Raw genomic sequence first — 18266 nt, forward strand, 5'->3', positions numbered from 1 at the left:
ATCTTGTGTTTCCATAAACTACTTACTCTTTTTCAATTGTCTTTTGAGCTCCTTAAATTTGATATCAATCATCCATTCATAGGTTTTTCTCAATTTGCAAAATGCATATCCTGCTTTTCCGTTTAAAAATCCGCCTCTTAAAACATAAAATGCGATAAACACTATAGTAGGCCTAAATGGTAATCGGTAACTGATACGCTTTTGTGTTTTTCGTCTGACAGTTGGGTCTTTAGAAAATAAATTCTTAAAATATACAGGCTCTTTAATCTCATCAATCATTTTTTGAGCCTCCATTTCAGAATAACGATTATGTTTGTCTAACCACCAGGTTAAGCCCTTATTGAAAGGATAATGAATTAAGTGCTCCTGAAGCAAATCTTCGGTTCCTGTAGTTATATATTCTTCATTGATTTCTCTTGCAACTGTAACTGTACCATTTTTGAATAAGCGTGGAAACCAGGTAGGATAGCCACTACTCTGCTTGATCCATTGATCTTGAAACATATCTTTTCGCCTTACACGATACATGGTAGTATCGTTTTGCATTGTAACAACCTTTTCGATTTCTTTTTTTAATTCAGAAGTAACGATTTCATCAGCATCAACCATCAATATCCACGAACTGGAATTGGACACAGCCTGTAATGCTGCATTTCTCTGACTGGCATAGTTATCGAATTTCCGCTGAATTACTTTTGCATCAAAAGATTTTGCAATATCCAGAGTACGATCTGTACTAAAAGAATCAAAGACTATAATTTCATCTACAAAGGTGAGAGCCGACAAACAATCTTTAAGGATATTCTCTTCATTATATGTTAAGATAACAGCGCTAATCATTTATAATACGTTCTTTTATAAATTTAGCTGGATTACCTCCAACGATGGTCCAAGGTTCTACATCACGAAATACGCAGGCTCTGGCTCCTACGACTGCGCCTTGTTTAATTGTTATTCCCATACCGCCTACAAAGGCATCTGTAGCAATCCAAACTTGATCTTCGATAGTTAAAGGCGCACAAATCATAGGGAATTTAGGAGAATTAAAATCATGTGATCCAGGACATAAATAAGCACCTTGCGATACTGTTGTATGCGCACCTATTTTAATCATTCCGGTATTATAGACATTAACTCCAGCAGCGAGCGCAGAATACTCTTCCATTTGAAGATTCCATGGTGCCCAGATTTTCACCGAAGCATACACATGGGCTTTGGGATGTAATTTGGCTCCGAAACAGCGTAATAAAAATAACCTCCACGGATTAAAAACACTTAAAAAAAACGGTTTAAATAATATAAGATTTACCAGAATCCACGCGGCTCTACCCATTTTATTTTTTCTACTTAACCAATTTTCAAATTTGGAAAGATCTACTTTTAAGTCACTCATTGTTTATGATTTTATATCTACAAAAGAAGGTTGTGTTTCAGTATTAGAAAGTAGCCACTGATAAAACTCATACATCATCGCACTTACAGCATCTACCGAATATTTTTCTTCAACTAAAGCACGTCCGTTTTTACCCATTTCTAAACGTTGGGTTTCATCTAAACGCAATGCTTCATTTATGGTTGTACTTAGGGTTTCTAAGTCATTATCAATCCACCAGCCACAAGAATGTGTTTTTAATTCTTCCCAAGGCGTTCCCTTTGAAGCAATGACAGGAATTTGTCTGGCTAATGCTTCTGGTACAACCATTCCGAAGTTTTCACTTTTGCTTGGTAATATCAAATAACTCAGCTGCTGCATGACTTTTTCTTGCGCTTCACCAGATAAGAATCCTGTAAAAGTAATATTTTCAATATTCTTTTTTGTGATTACTGTACGAAGGTGCTCCATATAATGTTCTTCGCCATCTCCAATAATAACTAACTCGGCTTGCCTTGTTAAAGCCTCAGAGGCATGCCATGCTTCAAATAATACCTCAAGGTTTTTAATTGGAGCCAATCGTCCCAAAAACCCAATTTTTATAGGGTCAGACTTTTTATGCGTTGATGCAGTTTGAATCGTATTAACGTCAATTGCATTAGGGATTACAGCAATAGGCTGTTGTAAGCCAAACGCTCTTAAATATTTCATTTCCCTATGGCTTGTTGCATGAAATGCAGTTGCTTTCTTAAGGTCTTTTTTTTGAAATAAAAGCAGGGCTACTTTCTTAAACCATTTAGAGGTATTTAATCCTTCGGGATACAACATACCATGTGGCGAAATGATATAAGGTTTATTATGTTTTTGAGCGAATACGGCTGCTGCATGTGCTGGATATTGCCATAATGCATTGGTATGATACAAATCATAATCGTTATGCTCTTCTAACCATAATTTCAAAGCTTTAGAATAACTAAACCTCGGTTTTTTTGGAGGCGGTAAAATCTTCATAAAAGCTTCTCTACTTATGATTTTGTCGTTTTCAACAGCATCAAATGTTAGAAGATCAACAGCCATAGAGGTATCCTGAAGTCCTTTTAACAAATTATAGGTACAGGTTGTTGGACCTCCAGATTTTAAACTCATCCCTGAAATGACTTGAAGTACTTTCATACCTTATTCTGCTTTGAATTCATGATACACTCTCAATTATTTATATACTTCGGTTTTTACGTATTGTTTTTTTCTGTACCACCATAAAAAAGAATCCATAGCACCTTTGACTATAGCTTTAAATTCTTTAGGTGAAGAAAACTGAACCAGATTTCGATACATCAGTCCATCGGTTCTTTTATTAAAATAGCGTCCAGGTAAAGAACTGTACAATACTGTATAACCAGCCTCTTTACAGAATTTAAGAACACGGTCTGAAAAATAACCTATAGGGAAACAAATTTCATTAACAGGCTTATTAAGTAAGGATTCCAGATAGCTTTTAGAAGCTTCTAACTCATACTTTAATTCGGCATCATTAAACGTTGTTAAGTTTTCATGAGCATAGGCATGCGACTCAAAAATAAACCCTAATGTTTGTAATTCAATAATTTCTTCCTCGTTTAAATAGCCTTCCTGACCAATTAAACTTATAGCCAAGAATACTGTTGGATATATCTGCTGTTCTATAAAATATTGTTTATTATCATAAATGCCTCTAAACCCATCATCAAAACACACCTGAATTTGATACTGCTCTTGTTCTATTTTAGGCACTATGGCATAGCCTTCGGCTTTCAAAATTGCCATATGTTCTTTAAACAAACTCATATCAGTAGACATGTCTGTATATCGCTGTTGTGGCAAATGAACATCATGATAGAACACAATAGCACTTTGGGTACTAGAAGCCAATTTTCCGCTTAAAACAAAAGTTATTTCTTTAATTTTTTGAAGCATGTACTAGTGATTTTGTTTTTGATGTATCGATTTATTCTGCATATCTAATTGAAATTTCTCCCAAGGTGGCAAAGGCCTTTCATTCGTGTTGTGGTAATGAAATGCTAAAATATCAATTAGGTATTGAGCAACATAATCGCCTTTAAGATAATTACTATAGTTTAAAACATAAGCTCGATCCATATCGTCTTTTTCTTCAATAGACTGCTCTAGTGTTTTAGTCAATTCCTTGGTGTTATTTGATGGAAACACATACCCAATCTTTTCATTTACAACTAATATTGATGCACCACAAGTAGAACTGCATATTACTTTTAAACCAGATGCAAGCGCTTCATTAACTACTGCTCCCCAACCATCAAAGCGACTTGGTAAAATTAAAATATCATGCAATGCAACTCGTTGTCTTAGTTCTTTATTTGTGACGACACCATGCATATTTACCTTATCAGTCAGTTTTAAGTCTGTAATCAAACTCGACAATGTCGCTTCGTCCTCGCCTTCCCCATATACATCTAGAGTCCAATTGCTATGCTTCACCTTAGATAGCGATTGTAGCAATACATCTAAACCTTTCCGCTGTATTAATTGTCCGATAAACAAAAAACGCATTGTTGGTGATTTTTCAACCGCATTAGAAGCATTAAGAGTTTCAATACTGTAAAGAAACGGATAAAAATTAGCAGGTTTCACACCACATTCTACATACCAGCTTTTTGTATTAGCTCCAGAACCCAAGACGATATCATAATGTTTAAGATAACGTCGTTCTATAAAAACAGATGCCAGACGTCGTGTTACAGCTCTTGAACCAATCAAATTAAGGGATTCGGTAAGTAGTATTCGACGTATGGGATAGGCTAAGCTTAACTGGAGTACGTTTAAAACCATGGGAATGGCTCTAATTCCTGAAAACACATGATAACTGGTATCGATATCTTCTTGAAGTAAAGCTGTAATACTGTTATTGGATGGATTGATATGCAATTCAAATGTATCAGATTCTTTTACATCATTTTCCCAGCCTTGTTTTTTTAATTTTTCATAGAGTAATTCTTCGACAACCAGTACAAACTTCGAGACCTTAGGAGATGCTGCTAAAGCGTTCCAATAGGGCAATTTATGCTGACTTACGATATTTTCCCAAAAAACAATTCTCATTACTAATATACTATTATGTCTTGACCTCTATTTCTATTTTTTATAACACCAAGCAGCAACCAAATATAAAAAAACATGAAGCTACCAGAGCCTAAAATATAGCCTTCAACAACCATATGAACACTAAAAAACAACAACATTGCAAATAACAGCTTTCCTGTATTAAATTCGTCTTCTTTACGATACAACTTTTTAAAATAAGCTACAAATAAATACAGTATTGGTATGGCGCCTAAAATTCCTAATTGAGAAAATAACACGCCCCAACTCGTACCCGGTTCAATTTGACCATTTACAGTATTGATTTCACCTTTATTAGCCGAAGCAAATCCAATCCCTATCACAGGAGATTGCTGAAATTCTTCATAGCGATAGCCCCATAATTCTCTTCGTGAAGCAAAATCGTCACCTTGTTCTTCAGCATATTGATTTTTACGATCAATATTAGCCGTATAAGCACTCCAATACGGTATTGTTGCTACTACAAGTAAAATAAGGACTGTAACTAATTTAACAATTTTACTAAAAGACGTTCTAAACACAAGAAATAATAATACAAATGATGAGCCAACACCAGCAATAAGGGAGCCTCTTGACCCAGAAATTAAAATGCTATATAAACAGATTAATGCCAATATTATACAAACAGCCAATATGGAATGCTTTGTATTGTTTTGACTACCTTTCCATACCGACATCAACATGACAAGTGCAGCAATAGGTCCGAGAAGCATGGAGTGCGATGTCAAACCCTGATACATTTCTGAGCGTCCCAAACCTGAAAAAACTCCTGAAATATGGCCAAAAAATGAAAGTATTACAACAACAATTAATAACAGATTAGTGTACTTAAAAATAAAAGTTCTCAGTTTGACAAGCGTCATATTAAAAAACCAGGGACTCAATAAACTAAACACCAGCAAAAACGACACAAAGCGGAATTCTGCTTGAAAATACTTAGGAATGTCATTACCTATAAGACTAAAAATAATGGTCAGAACAAAGAAACTCAGAAGTCCGTCAAAACGAGGCTTCCCATTAACAACACCAATAACAAAGACAAGTCCGAAAAGCGCATAATACACTGGCATTGGCACACCTGGAGTGACAGTAATAATATTATTTACTGCCAAAATAGCTATTAATAGTCCTATCTTTTTATACAATTACTACTGTTTTAACTGTTGCAAATATGCCTTAACAAGCACATTGATATCAATAGATTTCACCAGATTTTGCGGTGTTCTCTTATGATAAAATTCTTCGATACATTGTGTTAACTCCTCAACACTTTTAGGTGTAATGAGCCATTTATGTTTTTCATTTTCTGGTATCAATTCTGAAATACCTTGATCTTTAACCGCTATAAATGGCACACCACAAGCATAAGCTTCGGTATACACACAACCAAAAGCCTCGTAAAACGATGGCATGACATACAAGTCTAAGGTATTATAAAATGTATTTAGTTCTTGATGAGAAACTTCTTGCTGAAAACTGATATAAGATTCTAATTGATGAGCCGAAACATACGCCTCACAAGACTCTAAGAGTTGCCCACTTCCTATAAACACTACCCTTAGATTGGTTAATCCTTTATGCACTAAAACTTCGGCTGCTTTAATCAAGGTCATTTGATCTTTTAAAGGCCAGAAATTAGCAATGCAGCCTATTTTAAAAGTCTTAGCGTCTTTTAATCCACTAATTGGGTAAAACTTATTGGGATCCACACCATTATACAACACATACTGTGCTTTCATCGTAATCTCTGGTATTGATGACACGTAACCCAAGGTTTTTGCACTCACTCCTAAATGTAAATCTATTTTATTACAGATGGCAACACCAAAGGCTTTAACCCATTTTTTATGCCATGACTGTTGTCTTAAAACACCATTCTCTAAGCTTAATACATCAAATCCATGATGTTGTAAGACCGTTTTAATTTTAGGGTTTTTAGCTTTCAAACTATTGGCATACATACCATTTTGGGTGACGTGAGCGTGAACCACACTTACCTCATCAGGCTTAATCCCTAAGTGCTTTATTTTTTTAAAAAACAAGTACTTACTTAAGCCTTTACATAAACCAGGCAAGATGTTGGAAGGCAAGACAACGCGTTTAAAATAATGCACGTTAATACCATCAAACTCATAATCCTGCTCGCTAGAAAATAAAGCTTTGGGTTTTAAAACCGTTACTTTATAAGCACTGTTAGTTTCAATCGCTTTGACTTGGTCTAACACATAAGGCCCTCTAAAATTAGCTTCAGAAGGAAAAAATGGTGTTATGACTAAGTAGTTATTACCCATGGTTAGCAGAATTCGGTTTAAAAGTTATATTTAAACAATTCAATATCTGTTTTGTACAACTCAGCAACTCTAGATTTCATCTCATTAGTGTATGCATCTCGATAGCTATGTTGCTTTTTATCCTTTGTTTTATTTAAATGAATTAAAGGTTGATTGACACCAATATGCTTGCTTATGGTTGTAAAATCCTCTTGAAAGTTTTCGAACCGCCCCACGAAATCAACCATAATTTTGTTAGAATCGTTTGTTATAAATGTAAATTGAGGTATAAAATGAATCCAGGAATTCATACGCTCTGGTGTTAACCAATGCATGACGAAATCTTCAAAGGTATCTACTTCAGTCATTACTTCTTTAGAAAATTGAGCATCGAGATGATTCATTCCACCTTTTTTTAAAAAACTATAAGCCGAATATAATCGGTCCCACGGATTTCTAACAAAGGTAAACTTGTAATACGTATTGAAACGACGATTTCCGTATAGCTTTAAAAAACGTCTGTAGGTTGGATGTCCAAAACCACCAGCAGCTTCTCCATATAAACTTTTTATGATTGAAATGCCTCCAGCTTTTGGTATGTGTACAAAAATGCTTTGCGTAGCATCAAACTGCTGATACACATGACCTTCTTGTTGTCGTAACTTTTGATAGCCTTGATACTCCTGATAGGTTTTAACTTTTTCTCTAAAACGTACCGGAACTAGTGCTCTATATAGTTTTTTCATGAGTATCTACTTCAATTGGTTTGATTTTCTTTGCTGGCACACCACCATATACCCAATAAGGCTCTACATTTTTTGTTACCACAGCTCCAGCAGTAATAACAGCGCCTTCGCCAATAGTGACCCCTTGTAAAATAATAGCTCCTGCTCCTATCCAAGCTTTATCATCAACAACAATTGGCTTGTAAAAAGTACCTCTACCTTTATTGTCTTCATAAATCAACCCATGATTTACAGTTTCAAACAACACATTGGGTCCGATAGCAACTTTGTTTCCAATGGTGATTGTTGAACCAGGACATGCAAATCTACAAGACATATTAATAAATGTATTTTCACCAATATAAATATTACCACTTCTACCTGATGGCGCAATAATTACTGGAGGTAAAATCATAGACTTTCCTTTGATATTCACGCCTGCCATTTTGAGTAACACATAACGCCTTTCATTGAAAAACTTAACTCTAGGCAAATGGTTGGCTAACCAAATTATCAGAATACTAAAAAGAGTTTTCATTATGCTTTAACTGATTTATTCATCAACGATTTTATAAACTGTCTGTCTTCTTTAGCGCTAAACACCAGAAACAGACTTACAAAAATAAGATAAGTGACGCACAATCCAACGAATAACCATAAGGGATGTGCCAAATCGTCTAAAGTACCTTCCCCTAAATAGTAATATGCAAAAGCAGAAATCAAAAACACTATAATAATTTTCACATAGGACATGTTAAATGGTTGGATATGCTGTTTTGAATATAACATAAAAACAGCATAGCCACTTTGCACTAAAACGACCACTAGTTTTGTAATACCAATTCCTATTAAACCATATTTAGGTATGAGCAGCAAATACCCAATAATACTCAATACTGCAATAATAATGGCGCTGTTTCTGCTGACGCGTTCAAGACCTGTCATGTTGAGCATCATACCAACCGAACCTGTACTGGTATTAATAACCTGGGCTATTAACAATAAAATCAAAACCTGACCTCCTAGCTTAAATTCTTCACCAAACACATTTAACATAGGTTGATTAAACACTATTAAAAACACAATCAAAGGGATAGTTAATACAAAGATATATTTACAACTGGCTTGGTAGTATTTTTTAAGTTCTTGCATGCGTTTTTCGGTATGCAATTGCGATATAATTGGTGTGAAAATAGCATTAACAGATAATAAAATTGTAGGCACAAAAGCCGTTAAGGTCAAAGCAATAGAATAAATCCCTAAGTCTGTAGTCGTTAAATAAATTGCTAATACAATCTTATCACCTTGTCCCTGAAGTAAGCCAATGGTATTAATCAAGAGCATATTATTACCAAAAGTGCGTTCTTCTTTAGTAATTAAAGTGCTGGGTTTAAGTGTTAATTTAGGCATTTGCTTTGGCAGCAATTTTTTAATTAGCCCAAAAAATAATCCTAAAGCTACGATGGCTCCGATAATTTCTGCCCAGATATACCCTTCTAATTGATATCCAATCGTTATAAAGCCTACAGCTATTGCTATTTTTAAAGGTAAACGAATAAAATGACCAATTAAGGTGCTTTTCCGAACTTCCTGTAAACCTCTAATGGTTTGGTCGCAGAGCGTTATAATAGCGTTGATGAATAGTAACACACCAAAGTAAGGCAAATAAGGCGTGAGTTCAGGAGAATTTAAAAGCGTACCTGCAATGATATCTGGAATTATAAAAAACAACGACGCACTTATCACAGACATCATTACAGTAATGCTAAGCGTCTTTCTCAAATAGGTATGCAACTGGGTGTAATTTTCTTGAGCGATATATTTAGATACAAAACGCACTAAGCCATTACCCAAACCCAAACTTAAAAACACTGAAAGGATAGTGACTACTGTCATCCCAAGCGCATAAATACCCAACATATCGGCACCAAGTTCTTTTGAAATATAGATTTTAAAGAAAAATCCAATAGCCACAGAAAACAGCGTTCCTGCAAAGTAAATTCCTGCTTGTCCTGTTATTTTTTTAGCAATCGACATTAACTATGGTATAGGTTTGAGATTTCTTGTTCCCATTGTTTGATAACAATGTTCCAGTCAAATTGTTTGGCCAAAGCTATGGCGTTTTTAGAGTTTAACTGTAATAACTCTGGTTGCTCTAATAATGATTGAATGGTGTTGCCTATTTCGGTAGGACTTTGAACAATAAATCCATTTTCAAGATGACTTATCCATTCTGAAGCACCATAATCGTTATAAACTATGGAAGGTACTCCAGCTGCAGCCGTCTCTAAGATAACTTTAGGGAAGCCCTCAGAACGCGATGGCAACACGTGTAAATCTATAGTTTTTAAAAGGTCATTCAATACGGAATGATCTATAATGCCGTGAAGTTTTACATTGGCTAATTGCTCCTGAGTAATATGCTTTTTAATAGCTTCTCTTTCCTGACCATCGCCTACGAGATGAAACTGTAACTCTGGAAACGCTTTAGCAGCATCTAAAACGTCATAAACCCCTTTTCTTTCTAGTAATCTTCCGATGTAAATCACATTAGAAAGCTTCGTGATTTGCTTTTCAGTATTTAAAAATGTTTTAGTATTTGTACCTAAATATAGTGGTTTTGACTCTGTCGTTATATGATGCTCTAATTGATTATATGTTTTTAAGAATTTAGTTATAGAGTATAACCTATCAAACATTTGAAAAGAACGAATAACGTTATCATAACTTCCTCTGGCCTGAATAGCCGATTCAAGGTTTTTTTCATCCAGAATTCCCTCAACAGTACTAAAACTTTTTTTATGTAATAATCGTAACCAAAAGGAAGTCCAACCCACAAGTTCTCGTTTTGGTAAATAAGCAACATCACAGTTTAAAATGCCCCAAAAGTAGCCTAGATATTTTGAAATTCTCAGAGGGTTAAAACATCTGAATATTGACACTCCTTTTATAGGTTCAAGTTTTAAATTTCCGCTATAGAGGCTCAAGCCAAATACTTTAAACCTTGACTTATCTAAATGATGAGCCAATGCCAAAGCATTTAAATTTTGAGCATTTGTGCTGTTCAAATACGCTCCTAAGAATATTTTGATTTTTTGGGAACTCAATACGTTTGATTTTAATAGACTATATCTTTAAGCTTGATTTATATTGAAGCGCTGTATCTAAAATATTACGCGATATTTTTGTCTTTAACAAATGAGAATTATCCTTTTCATTAGTCCTAATGGTTTTTAATAATTCGTGGGTTTTAGCTGTTGGATTAACATTTAATCTTTCAAAGTAATCTAATAAGACTTTTGGGTTTTCTACAAACTTATTATAGTCAACTCTTGTATAATTTTTAAGCTGCGACAAATATTTAAATTGTTCATTCATATAAATCATTGCGCGTTCAATCTCATTTAATTGAGACCAATCCTTGTGCCAATCTGATGAAATGACAGTTGGTATTTTAGCACCATCGACTGTGACGTAAGGTGTAATTTTATTTTTGTTATCATCATTAAACCATCCTTTTACCAATATAGAATTTAAGATATCTTCATAGGTTCTAAATACGATAACCAAATGCCAGTTTGAATAATAATCTAATACAGTCTGCAAATAATTGGATACGCCTGGTGTTTTGAAAGCGAAAGTATAGGAATTGAGTTGCTCTTCTAATTCAGCTGCTCGCCAAGATTTTTCTAAACGAGTATCAATTTCAGCTTTAGACTTATAGTTAAAAATGTGACTATCATCATTTGCATTGAAATTTAGTCTTCGCCCTGCAATTGAATTCGCCAATAATTCATTTAAGCAGTAGTCTTCAAATATATCTTGCCATACCGTTTTATCAATATCGTTGACATAGGTAAATAATTTGTTGACCATTGGAGGCTCGAAAAAATATTCTACGCCTTCACATGAACCCAAAATATTGCCAAAAAAAGTTGTTCCTGTTCTGGGTAATCCTGAAATTAATATTTTATCAATTGCGTCTAATCGTTGTTTCATAATATTTTAAGACATTTTTGGTTCACTAATTTTAGAAATAAATTTTCATCATAAGGCGCATAAAATTTTTGATACCAGTTTGTCATGATCGTGTCTATTTCTGTGGAATCAGAACCTTCTATTTTTTCTAACCAATCTGAGATGGTTCGTATTGCTTTATATGGGTATTGATATTCGTCTTCAAAAATAGTCTTTCCTTCTGGAATCAAATCTGAAAACAAAAATAAAGACGGAATTCCTTTCGCTGCATACTCGAAAGCTGTAGTTGAGAAAAATGTTACATGCAATCCTATGCTTTTACTTTCGTCACTTCCATCGTAGGGTTTTACAAATGGAAATTGAAATAATTTAGACATATCAAAGCGTTGTAAACTTCTAGGATGTTGCTTAATAAAAATAATTCGGTTTTTATAGGCCTTATTCTTTTCAAGCAATACAAACTGCTCATGTAATAAATCTACCTGCTCTTGAAACCAGGCTTGAGATCTGTTTTCAGTTTCTATAATTTGCATGGCAACCAAGATATGCGGACCTCTGTTAATTTTTGGCTTGATAATAGAACTCGTTCCTATAGGATGAACTTTCCCTTTATAATATGGAGCATCGACAAGCATAAATGGCTTTACAAACCCAAGACCATGTACAAGTACTTCTTTAGTATTGCAGCGCATTAATTGGGTTGCCTCTCCATTAAAAAAATAACCTGGTTGTTTACTATTGATGATGCCATGTTGATAATCAAATATTCGCGCTTTTTTATTAATACCTCTCAATACACCACCCATAGAGTTTGATATGGTTATGTAAACAGGTGCTCTAAAATGACCTAGAGAACTGAGGTTAATGATTTTCCCAACAAGATGTTCACGTTTCTCGAAATTACTAAAACAGCGTGCAGGAATTAATTTTCTTAGTATCCATATTTTCAAAAAGAACATGTCGAATGCCAGCGCCTTTTTATTTCTAGGGTTTTGACTTTCTATGGAAGGCTCTTCAATTAACAAATAAGATATTTTGTAAGTCTTACAGGTTGCTATAAAATCTAAAAAATAAGGATTTTCTCCGTTGGTTCTATTAAAGTGTTGCGGATAATAAAATATCACATCATAACGCTTCCCCAGTATCCTAAGGAATTGAAACCAAGAGGTTAAAATTTTATAATTAAAAATTTTCATGACAAGCGTTATAGTTAGAATATCAAATTGTGATTAGAGTCTGAGAACTAAATTGCAGTCCAACCACCATCAACAATTAAATTCTGACCTGTGATATATTGCGCGTCTTCAGACAATAAAAACGCGACAGATGGTGCGATATCTTCAGGTGTGCCCAAACGTTTCATAGGGACTTTCTTTTCATAATTCTCAACAAAGGCCTCATGCTGATGGTCAAAAATGCCTCCTGGAGAAACACAATTAGTTCTAATGTTATAACTTCCGAAGTAAGACGCCAGATAACGTGTGAAATTTATAAGTCCGCCTTTTATCGCTGAATACGCAGCTGGTGATGTGCCGCCTGTACCTTCATATACTGTAAAATCATTGCCTACGACACCATAAATAGATGTGATATTGACGATAGATCCGCTTCGTTGTTCTTTCATCTGCTCGAGTACTTTCTGACAAGTATAAAACGAACTATTCATTTGCATATCGACATTATCTTTCCAGGATTGAAATGGAATATCTTCAAATTTAGTACCCCAATCTTTAGTTCTTGGATAAGCATTATTTACTAATCCGTCAATAGTTTTATATGTATCTACCACCAAAGCAATAGCTTTATCAATAGAATCTTGATTTGTAATATCACAATACAATTGAGACAAATCTTCGTTAGTCTCATGATTGATGTCCATATTAACACAAAAAGCACCTTCCGCTTTAATTCGGCTAACCATTGCTTTTCCTAATAAGCCATTGCCTCCAGTAACGATGATGATTTTGTCTTGTAATCTGTTAGTCATGTTGTAAACAAATTTTCAGGTTTTTTATAGATTCGTTAAACGAGTTCATAGGCTGTATGTTCTGTTTCAGCATATCTGTAAAATACTTTAATTGTGATTCATAAGTGCGTTGGATAGAGTAATCTTTAGCTTCAAATAAAGTCTTTCCTAAATCACTTACAACCGTATTGTTAATCAAATCTACAGTTATCGTTTCTGTATCCAGAACCAATTCAATCTCTCGTTTTGCTTTCCGTCTGTAATAATTTAACACGATGTTTGCTGTAAAGGTATCATATTCCAGAATGTAATTCGCATAGTCATATGCATTGATATCTATGGAAGATGCGCTTCGCAACACCGATGAACTTGTATTAGGAAAGCCAAACAACCATGTTGTATAGTCTATTTCATGAAACAGATCTAAATGAACTCCGCCACCCATATCAGCATTGGCACTGTAAATAGATTTATAATCTTTATTAGCACGCCACTCTGGTAAGTAAGAGCCACAGTACACATTAACTTCATTAACACGTAATTGCTCCCTTTGTAATGTATCCCATAAAAATGATAAGCAAGGGTGAAACCTCAAGTTACAGGCAACATAAGTAATAATGTTGTTATCTTTAATTATTTGAGTTAAAGTTTCTGAATTATCCAACGTGTGAACTGCAGGTTTTTCAATAAACAACGGAATATGTTTTAAAGCTAAGCGCTCTATAAACTCAAAATGTAAATGTGTTGGATTAGAAATTATGGCAAAATCAAAGGAAACATCTACAGCTTCTAAATCGAAAACATTAATAACGTTTTCAACTTTTGACGCATTGGCATCAGATCGTAATGCATAAATTGTAGCATCCAAATTTAGATGCTCTAAAGCTTTGATATGCTTTTTTGCAATAGACCCTAAACCAACGATTAAGATATTCATAATTCAAAATCTAATTTATCATTTTTAAGCAAGTATTCCATAAACAAGAAATCAACTGGATGATCCAAATCAAAACACATATGTTTCATCTCATATATAAGTGCTTTATCTGTAAATACACTTTTGGTATCTAAATCAAAAAAACGACGTCTATACCAATAAAACGAGGCATTTAAATCATAAACTTCTGGAGCTGCTTGTCGTGACATTACGGTTCCATTTGGATTCGTTTTCACTAGACCATAGTAGCCTTCACTGTTTATTTCAACCATATTAAAATAGGGATTTCTCGCAGCTTTATTCACTGAAAACAAATTATAAGCTTCAGGATTATCCAGCAATATTTGTAAAGCATTTTGTAAATCTTCGATGGTTCTTAAAGGTGAAGTCACATCCAAGTCTAAGATAAAATCAAAACGTTTATTAGCTTTAGCTTCTTCGTACTTTACAATATCGGCTATGGTTTCTATTTTACCAACAGTATCGGTTGCCAATTCATCTGGTCTTCTATAATCTGAAAAGACACCAAATTCTTCAGCTGTCTTTTTTATCGCAGCATCATCCGTAGATATAGCGATTTTAGCATTGATGCGTTCTGACAGCTTTTTGGCTTGCTCAATCGTGTAACCAATAAGCGGTTTACCTGCTATAGGCTTTATATTTTTTCCAGGAATGCCTTTTGAACCTCCTCGTGCACAAATTGTAATTAAGGTTTCCAAATTAAAATTTTATAGTGTTAATATCCCTTTGCGCTTTTTCAAAATCTTCATGCTTACCAACATCAAGCCAGTAACCTACTAAGGGATAAGATACAACCTTTTTATTTTCTGAAATTAATTTCTCCATCAAATCTGTAGCGTTAAAATGGGTGTTTTTAGGGATATACTCTAACACCGAGCGTTTCATAAGGTAAATTCCGCCATTAGAATAATAGGTATAGGTTGGCTTTTCTTTGAAATCCATAACATGTCCGTTAGACGTTTCTAAAACAGCATAAGGAATGCTCACATTATACGGAATGGTCACCACAGCAAAATCGGCTTCCTTACTTAAAAAATCCAGATAGAAATCTTCATAATCTAAATTGGTCAACACATCAGAATTAGACACCAGCACATGCTCATGTTCAAAATTATCAATTTTGGATACCGAACCAATCGTTCCCATAGGTTCATCTTCCCAAACATAGTGAATAGACCTGTTTTTATCTGTTCCGTCACCAAAATAATCCACAATTTGATCTCCTAAATATTTTACTGAAAACCAAAAATCATCAATCCCATACAGGGCTAAGCGATCTACATTATGCTCCATTATAGATTTATCACCAACTTTTAATAAGGGTTTAGGTGTTGTATCTGTTAACGGTCTTAAACGCTGACCTCTACCTCCAGCCATAATGATGGCATCGATAGGCAAATAGGATCGCATAAATCTGAAATTGACAATATTGACCACTTTATCTTGTGCATCAATCACAGGTATGATTCTGAAATTTTCATTTCTATACGTAATAATCTGACGCACATCTCTGGCACCTTTTCTAATAAATTTAGGATGGTCCTGAATAATTTCACTCACAGGTTCTTCGATAGTGATCCCTTTTAATAAACCACGTCTCACATCACCATCAGTAAGCGAACCTTTTAATCGGCCATCCTCATCAACCACAAACACAATGGCATCCCTTGCCAAAACATCAAGGCGTTTTAAAGCGTCTCGAATAGACGTTCCAGTTGTAATTAAATGATCTCTAAAATTAACCATGCTGTTTAATTGTATTTATAATTGCTTCAGCTGTTGCAGCTTTATAATATATATTACCATCGACAAAATTAGGCATCTTTAAAACTTCATGTGTTTTTTCGACAATCTTTTTTGAATCAAATGCCACATCAAACACATTTGAGCCTTGAGCTCTTCCTTGTTGTCTAGATCCTACATTAATCACATACTTACCAAATGAAGCGGCTTCAATAATACCACTAGATGTGTTTCCAATTAAAACTTCAGCATAATGCATGGCTGTAAAATAATTAGCCTTTCCAAAATTTTCTATTAGTGTCACTTTCTCTGGAATCTCTGAGTGTAGTTGCTCTAATTGCTCACGATAAACACTTCCAAGCGTATCAGCATTAGGCATTGTGACAATAATATGAATCGTGTTTGAAAGTTCAGCTAAAGCCGATTTCATATGCAATGCATAAGTTTTATTTGAATGGACTGCCACCGTTTCCGGGTGAAATGTAACAAGTGCATAAGGTGCATCTTTAAGCTGAAAGGTTTTCAAAAACTTAGACTTTTCAATAGGCTCAAAGTTGTTGATATTATCCAAACTCAAGGCACCTACATTGTATATGTTTTCTGAAGTTCCCGTTAGCGCTGCTACTTTTCTCTTATAATCGACTGTAGAAACAAAGTGCAGTTGTGATGCCAGCGTTATTTGATGGCGATAAATATTATCGATAGCACCTAATGTGGTTTCACCACCATGAATATGTGCTAATTTGACGCCAAAAGGAATACTGGCTTGAACTGCAGCACTCATTTCAAAACGGTCTCCTAAACAAAACACCAAATCGAAACTATGGTTTTGCCAAAAATCAGCAAATTTTAAAACCGTATTGCCATAAGATTTAGCGATCCCTTTTGTACTATCGTCTGCTTCTAAGGATTCAATGCTATGAATCACCTCAAAAGCATCATTTTCAATAGCTGTTAAGGTGTAACCATGAGTTTTAGACAAATGAGTTCCGAAGGCAATAATTTCTAATTGAAAAAAATCGTCTGTTTTCAGTTGCTGAAGTAATGGCAGGTAAATTCCATAATCGGCTCTCGAACTTGTTAACACTCCTATTTTCATGATAAATCTTCCCAAGTTAGTAAATCATGCTTTTTTAAATCTCTGGTTGTGATTTTACCTAAAACCGTATTCCACTGCATAGGAGAAATCCCATGTCCTGGACGCAGTGGAATTAAATCTGCTTCAGAAATCACTGTCCCAGCTTTTAAGTCTTTAGATAAATGAATACTTTTTCGGGCAATAGAAATATTCTTTTGCTCACTTGCTGAAGGTGCTTTAATGCCATCACCAGAAACAGCAGCCTCTATATTTCTAATAGCAAGAACCATAGCCTTTAAAGCGTCTGGCTCTAAGGATGCTTTATGATCTGGACCAGGTAATGTATTATCCAATGTAAAATGCTTTTCAATCACACAAGCTCCTAAAGCAACTGCCGCAATTGGAACTTCAATGCCTAAAGTGTGATCGGAATATCCAATATTGACATCAAACTGCTTTTTTATGCTGTTCATAGCATGTAAGTTCACATCGGTCATTGGCGTTGGATATTCGGTATTACAATGTAATATGGTGAGCTGTTCTTTCACTGTCCCGAAGTTTAAAAGCACCTCAATAGCCGCTTCTATATCATTTAAACTTGCCATTCCTGTCGATAAAATTACAGGTTTTTGGGTTTGGGCAATAGCTCGTAAATACGGAAAATTAGTAATCTCTCCACTTGGCACTTTAAAAAGCTGCAATCCTAAATTATTCAAATAAGTCACGCCTTCAACATCAAAGGCACTAGACAAAAACTTAACGTTTTTGAATTTGCAATACGCCATTAATTCGTCGTGATCATTTTCACTTAACTCCAGCGTTTTAAGCATTTCATATTGCGATTGCTCATGATCTCCAGTATTTTTAGACTGATAATCGGCTTTTTGTGCTGACCGACTTACAATAGTGTCAGCTTTAAAGGTTTGAAACTTCACATAATCAACCTCAGCATAGGCTGCTGCATCAATTAATTGTTTTGCTGTATTTAAATCGCCATTGTGATTGACGCCTGCTTCAGCAATTATAATAACTCTATCCATA

Annotated in this window: 19 protein-coding genes; all 19 read right to left on the reverse strand. The window is 34.7% G+C overall.

Annotation, left to right across the window (positions count from 1 at the left end; all coding sequences use genetic code 11):
- Nucleotides 1-18: 18 nt before the first annotated feature.
- The 19 genes from H7350_RS00215 to neuB are packed head-to-tail and all read right to left on the reverse strand — an operon-like array spanning nt 19 to nt 18265.
- The gene (locus H7350_RS00215; protein WP_204343860.1) at nt 19-840 is read right to left on the reverse strand and encodes a glycosyltransferase family 2 protein; all 822 of its coding nucleotides are present in this window, start codon (nt 838-840) and stop codon (nt 19-21) included.
- Nucleotides 833-1393 (reverse strand): LbetaH domain-containing protein, encoded by a 561-nt coding sequence (locus H7350_RS00220; RefSeq protein WP_204343861.1) that lies wholly within the window; start codon nt 1391-1393, stop codon nt 833-835. The genes H7350_RS00215 and H7350_RS00220 overlap by 8 nt, the downstream gene beginning before the upstream one ends.
- A 3-nt stretch (nt 1394-1396) precedes the next feature.
- Nucleotides 1397-2545: a glycosyltransferase gene (locus H7350_RS00225; RefSeq protein WP_204343862.1), complete on the reverse strand. Its 1149-nt coding sequence runs from the start codon at nt 2543-2545 to the stop codon at nt 1397-1399.
- A gap of 36 nt (nt 2546-2581) precedes the next feature.
- Nucleotides 2582-3325, reverse strand: coding sequence for a polysaccharide deacetylase family protein (locus H7350_RS00230; protein ID WP_204343863.1), 744 nt, complete (start codon nt 3323-3325; stop codon nt 2582-2584).
- Between the two features lie 3 nt (nt 3326-3328).
- Nucleotides 3329-4486: a glycosyltransferase gene (locus H7350_RS00235; protein ID WP_204343864.1), complete on the reverse strand. Its 1158-nt coding sequence runs from the start codon at nt 4484-4486 to the stop codon at nt 3329-3331.
- 2 nt (nt 4487-4488) lie between these two features.
- Entirely contained in the window at nt 4489-5652 is a 1164-nt protein-coding gene (locus H7350_RS00240) for an O-antigen ligase family protein (RefSeq protein ID WP_204343865.1), read from the reverse strand.
- Nucleotides 5653-5655: 3 nt separating this feature from the next.
- Complete coding sequence (locus tag H7350_RS00245; protein WP_204343866.1) at nt 5656-6798, reverse strand: glycosyltransferase family 4 protein; 1143 nt, start codon at nt 6796-6798, stop codon at nt 5656-5658.
- Between the two features lie 17 nt (nt 6799-6815).
- Nucleotides 6816-7523, reverse strand: a complete 708-nt coding sequence (locus tag H7350_RS00250; protein WP_204343867.1) for a sulfotransferase family 2 domain-containing protein — start codon at nt 7521-7523, stop codon at nt 6816-6818.
- The gene (locus tag H7350_RS17150; RefSeq protein WP_204343868.1) at nt 7507-8040 is read right to left on the reverse strand and encodes an acyltransferase; all 534 of its coding nucleotides are present in this window, start codon (nt 8038-8040) and stop codon (nt 7507-7509) included. The genes H7350_RS00250 and H7350_RS17150 overlap by 17 nt, the downstream gene beginning before the upstream one ends.
- Complete coding sequence (locus tag H7350_RS00260; RefSeq protein ID WP_204343869.1) at nt 8040-9539, reverse strand: oligosaccharide flippase family protein; 1500 nt, start codon at nt 9537-9539, stop codon at nt 8040-8042. The genes H7350_RS17150 and H7350_RS00260 overlap by 1 nt, the downstream gene beginning before the upstream one ends.
- Nucleotides 9539-10609 carry a glycosyltransferase family 4 protein gene (locus H7350_RS00265; RefSeq protein ID WP_204343870.1) on the reverse strand — a complete coding sequence of 357 codons (1071 nt, stop codon included), beginning with the start codon at nt 10607-10609 and terminating at the stop codon, nt 9539-9541. The genes H7350_RS00260 and H7350_RS00265 overlap by 1 nt, the downstream gene beginning before the upstream one ends.
- Before the next feature lie 19 nt (nt 10610-10628).
- Nucleotides 10629-11501, reverse strand: coding sequence for a sulfotransferase (locus H7350_RS00270; protein WP_204343871.1), 873 nt, complete (start codon nt 11499-11501; stop codon nt 10629-10631).
- Nucleotides 11498-12676, reverse strand: a complete 1179-nt coding sequence (locus tag H7350_RS00275) for a hypothetical protein (protein ID WP_204343872.1) — start codon at nt 12674-12676, stop codon at nt 11498-11500. Before H7350_RS00275 ends, H7350_RS00270 begins: the two co-directional genes overlap by 4 nt.
- A 47-nt stretch (nt 12677-12723) precedes the next feature.
- Entirely contained in the window at nt 12724-13467 is a 744-nt protein-coding gene (locus H7350_RS00280) for an SDR family oxidoreductase (RefSeq protein WP_204343873.1), read from the reverse strand.
- Nucleotides 13460-14383 carry a Gfo/Idh/MocA family protein gene (locus tag H7350_RS00285; RefSeq protein WP_204343874.1) on the reverse strand — a complete coding sequence of 308 codons (924 nt, stop codon included), beginning with the start codon at nt 14381-14383 and terminating at the stop codon, nt 13460-13462. The genes H7350_RS00280 and H7350_RS00285 overlap by 8 nt, the downstream gene beginning before the upstream one ends.
- Nucleotides 14380-15102, reverse strand: a complete 723-nt coding sequence (locus H7350_RS00290) for an acylneuraminate cytidylyltransferase family protein (protein WP_204343875.1) — start codon at nt 15100-15102, stop codon at nt 14380-14382. The genes H7350_RS00285 and H7350_RS00290 overlap by 4 nt, the downstream gene beginning before the upstream one ends.
- Nucleotide 15103: 1 nt before the next feature.
- Complete coding sequence (locus H7350_RS00295; RefSeq protein WP_204343876.1) at nt 15104-16150, reverse strand: nucleotidyltransferase family protein; 1047 nt, start codon at nt 16148-16150, stop codon at nt 15104-15106.
- Complete coding sequence (neuC, locus tag H7350_RS00300) at nt 16143-17246, reverse strand: UDP-N-acetylglucosamine 2-epimerase (RefSeq protein WP_204343877.1); 1104 nt, start codon at nt 17244-17246, stop codon at nt 16143-16145. The genes H7350_RS00295 and neuC overlap by 8 nt, the downstream gene beginning before the upstream one ends.
- Nucleotides 17243-18265: an N-acetylneuraminate synthase gene (gene neuB, locus H7350_RS00305; protein ID WP_204343878.1), complete on the reverse strand. Its 1023-nt coding sequence runs from the start codon at nt 18263-18265 to the stop codon at nt 17243-17245. Before neuB ends, neuC begins: the two co-directional genes overlap by 4 nt.
- Nucleotide 18266 lies beyond the last annotated feature (1 nt).

It is taken from the genome of Psychroserpens algicola (assembly GCF_014526325.1).
In the GTDB taxonomy this organism is placed as follows: domain Bacteria; phylum Bacteroidota; class Bacteroidia; order Flavobacteriales; family Flavobacteriaceae; genus Psychroserpens; species Psychroserpens algicola.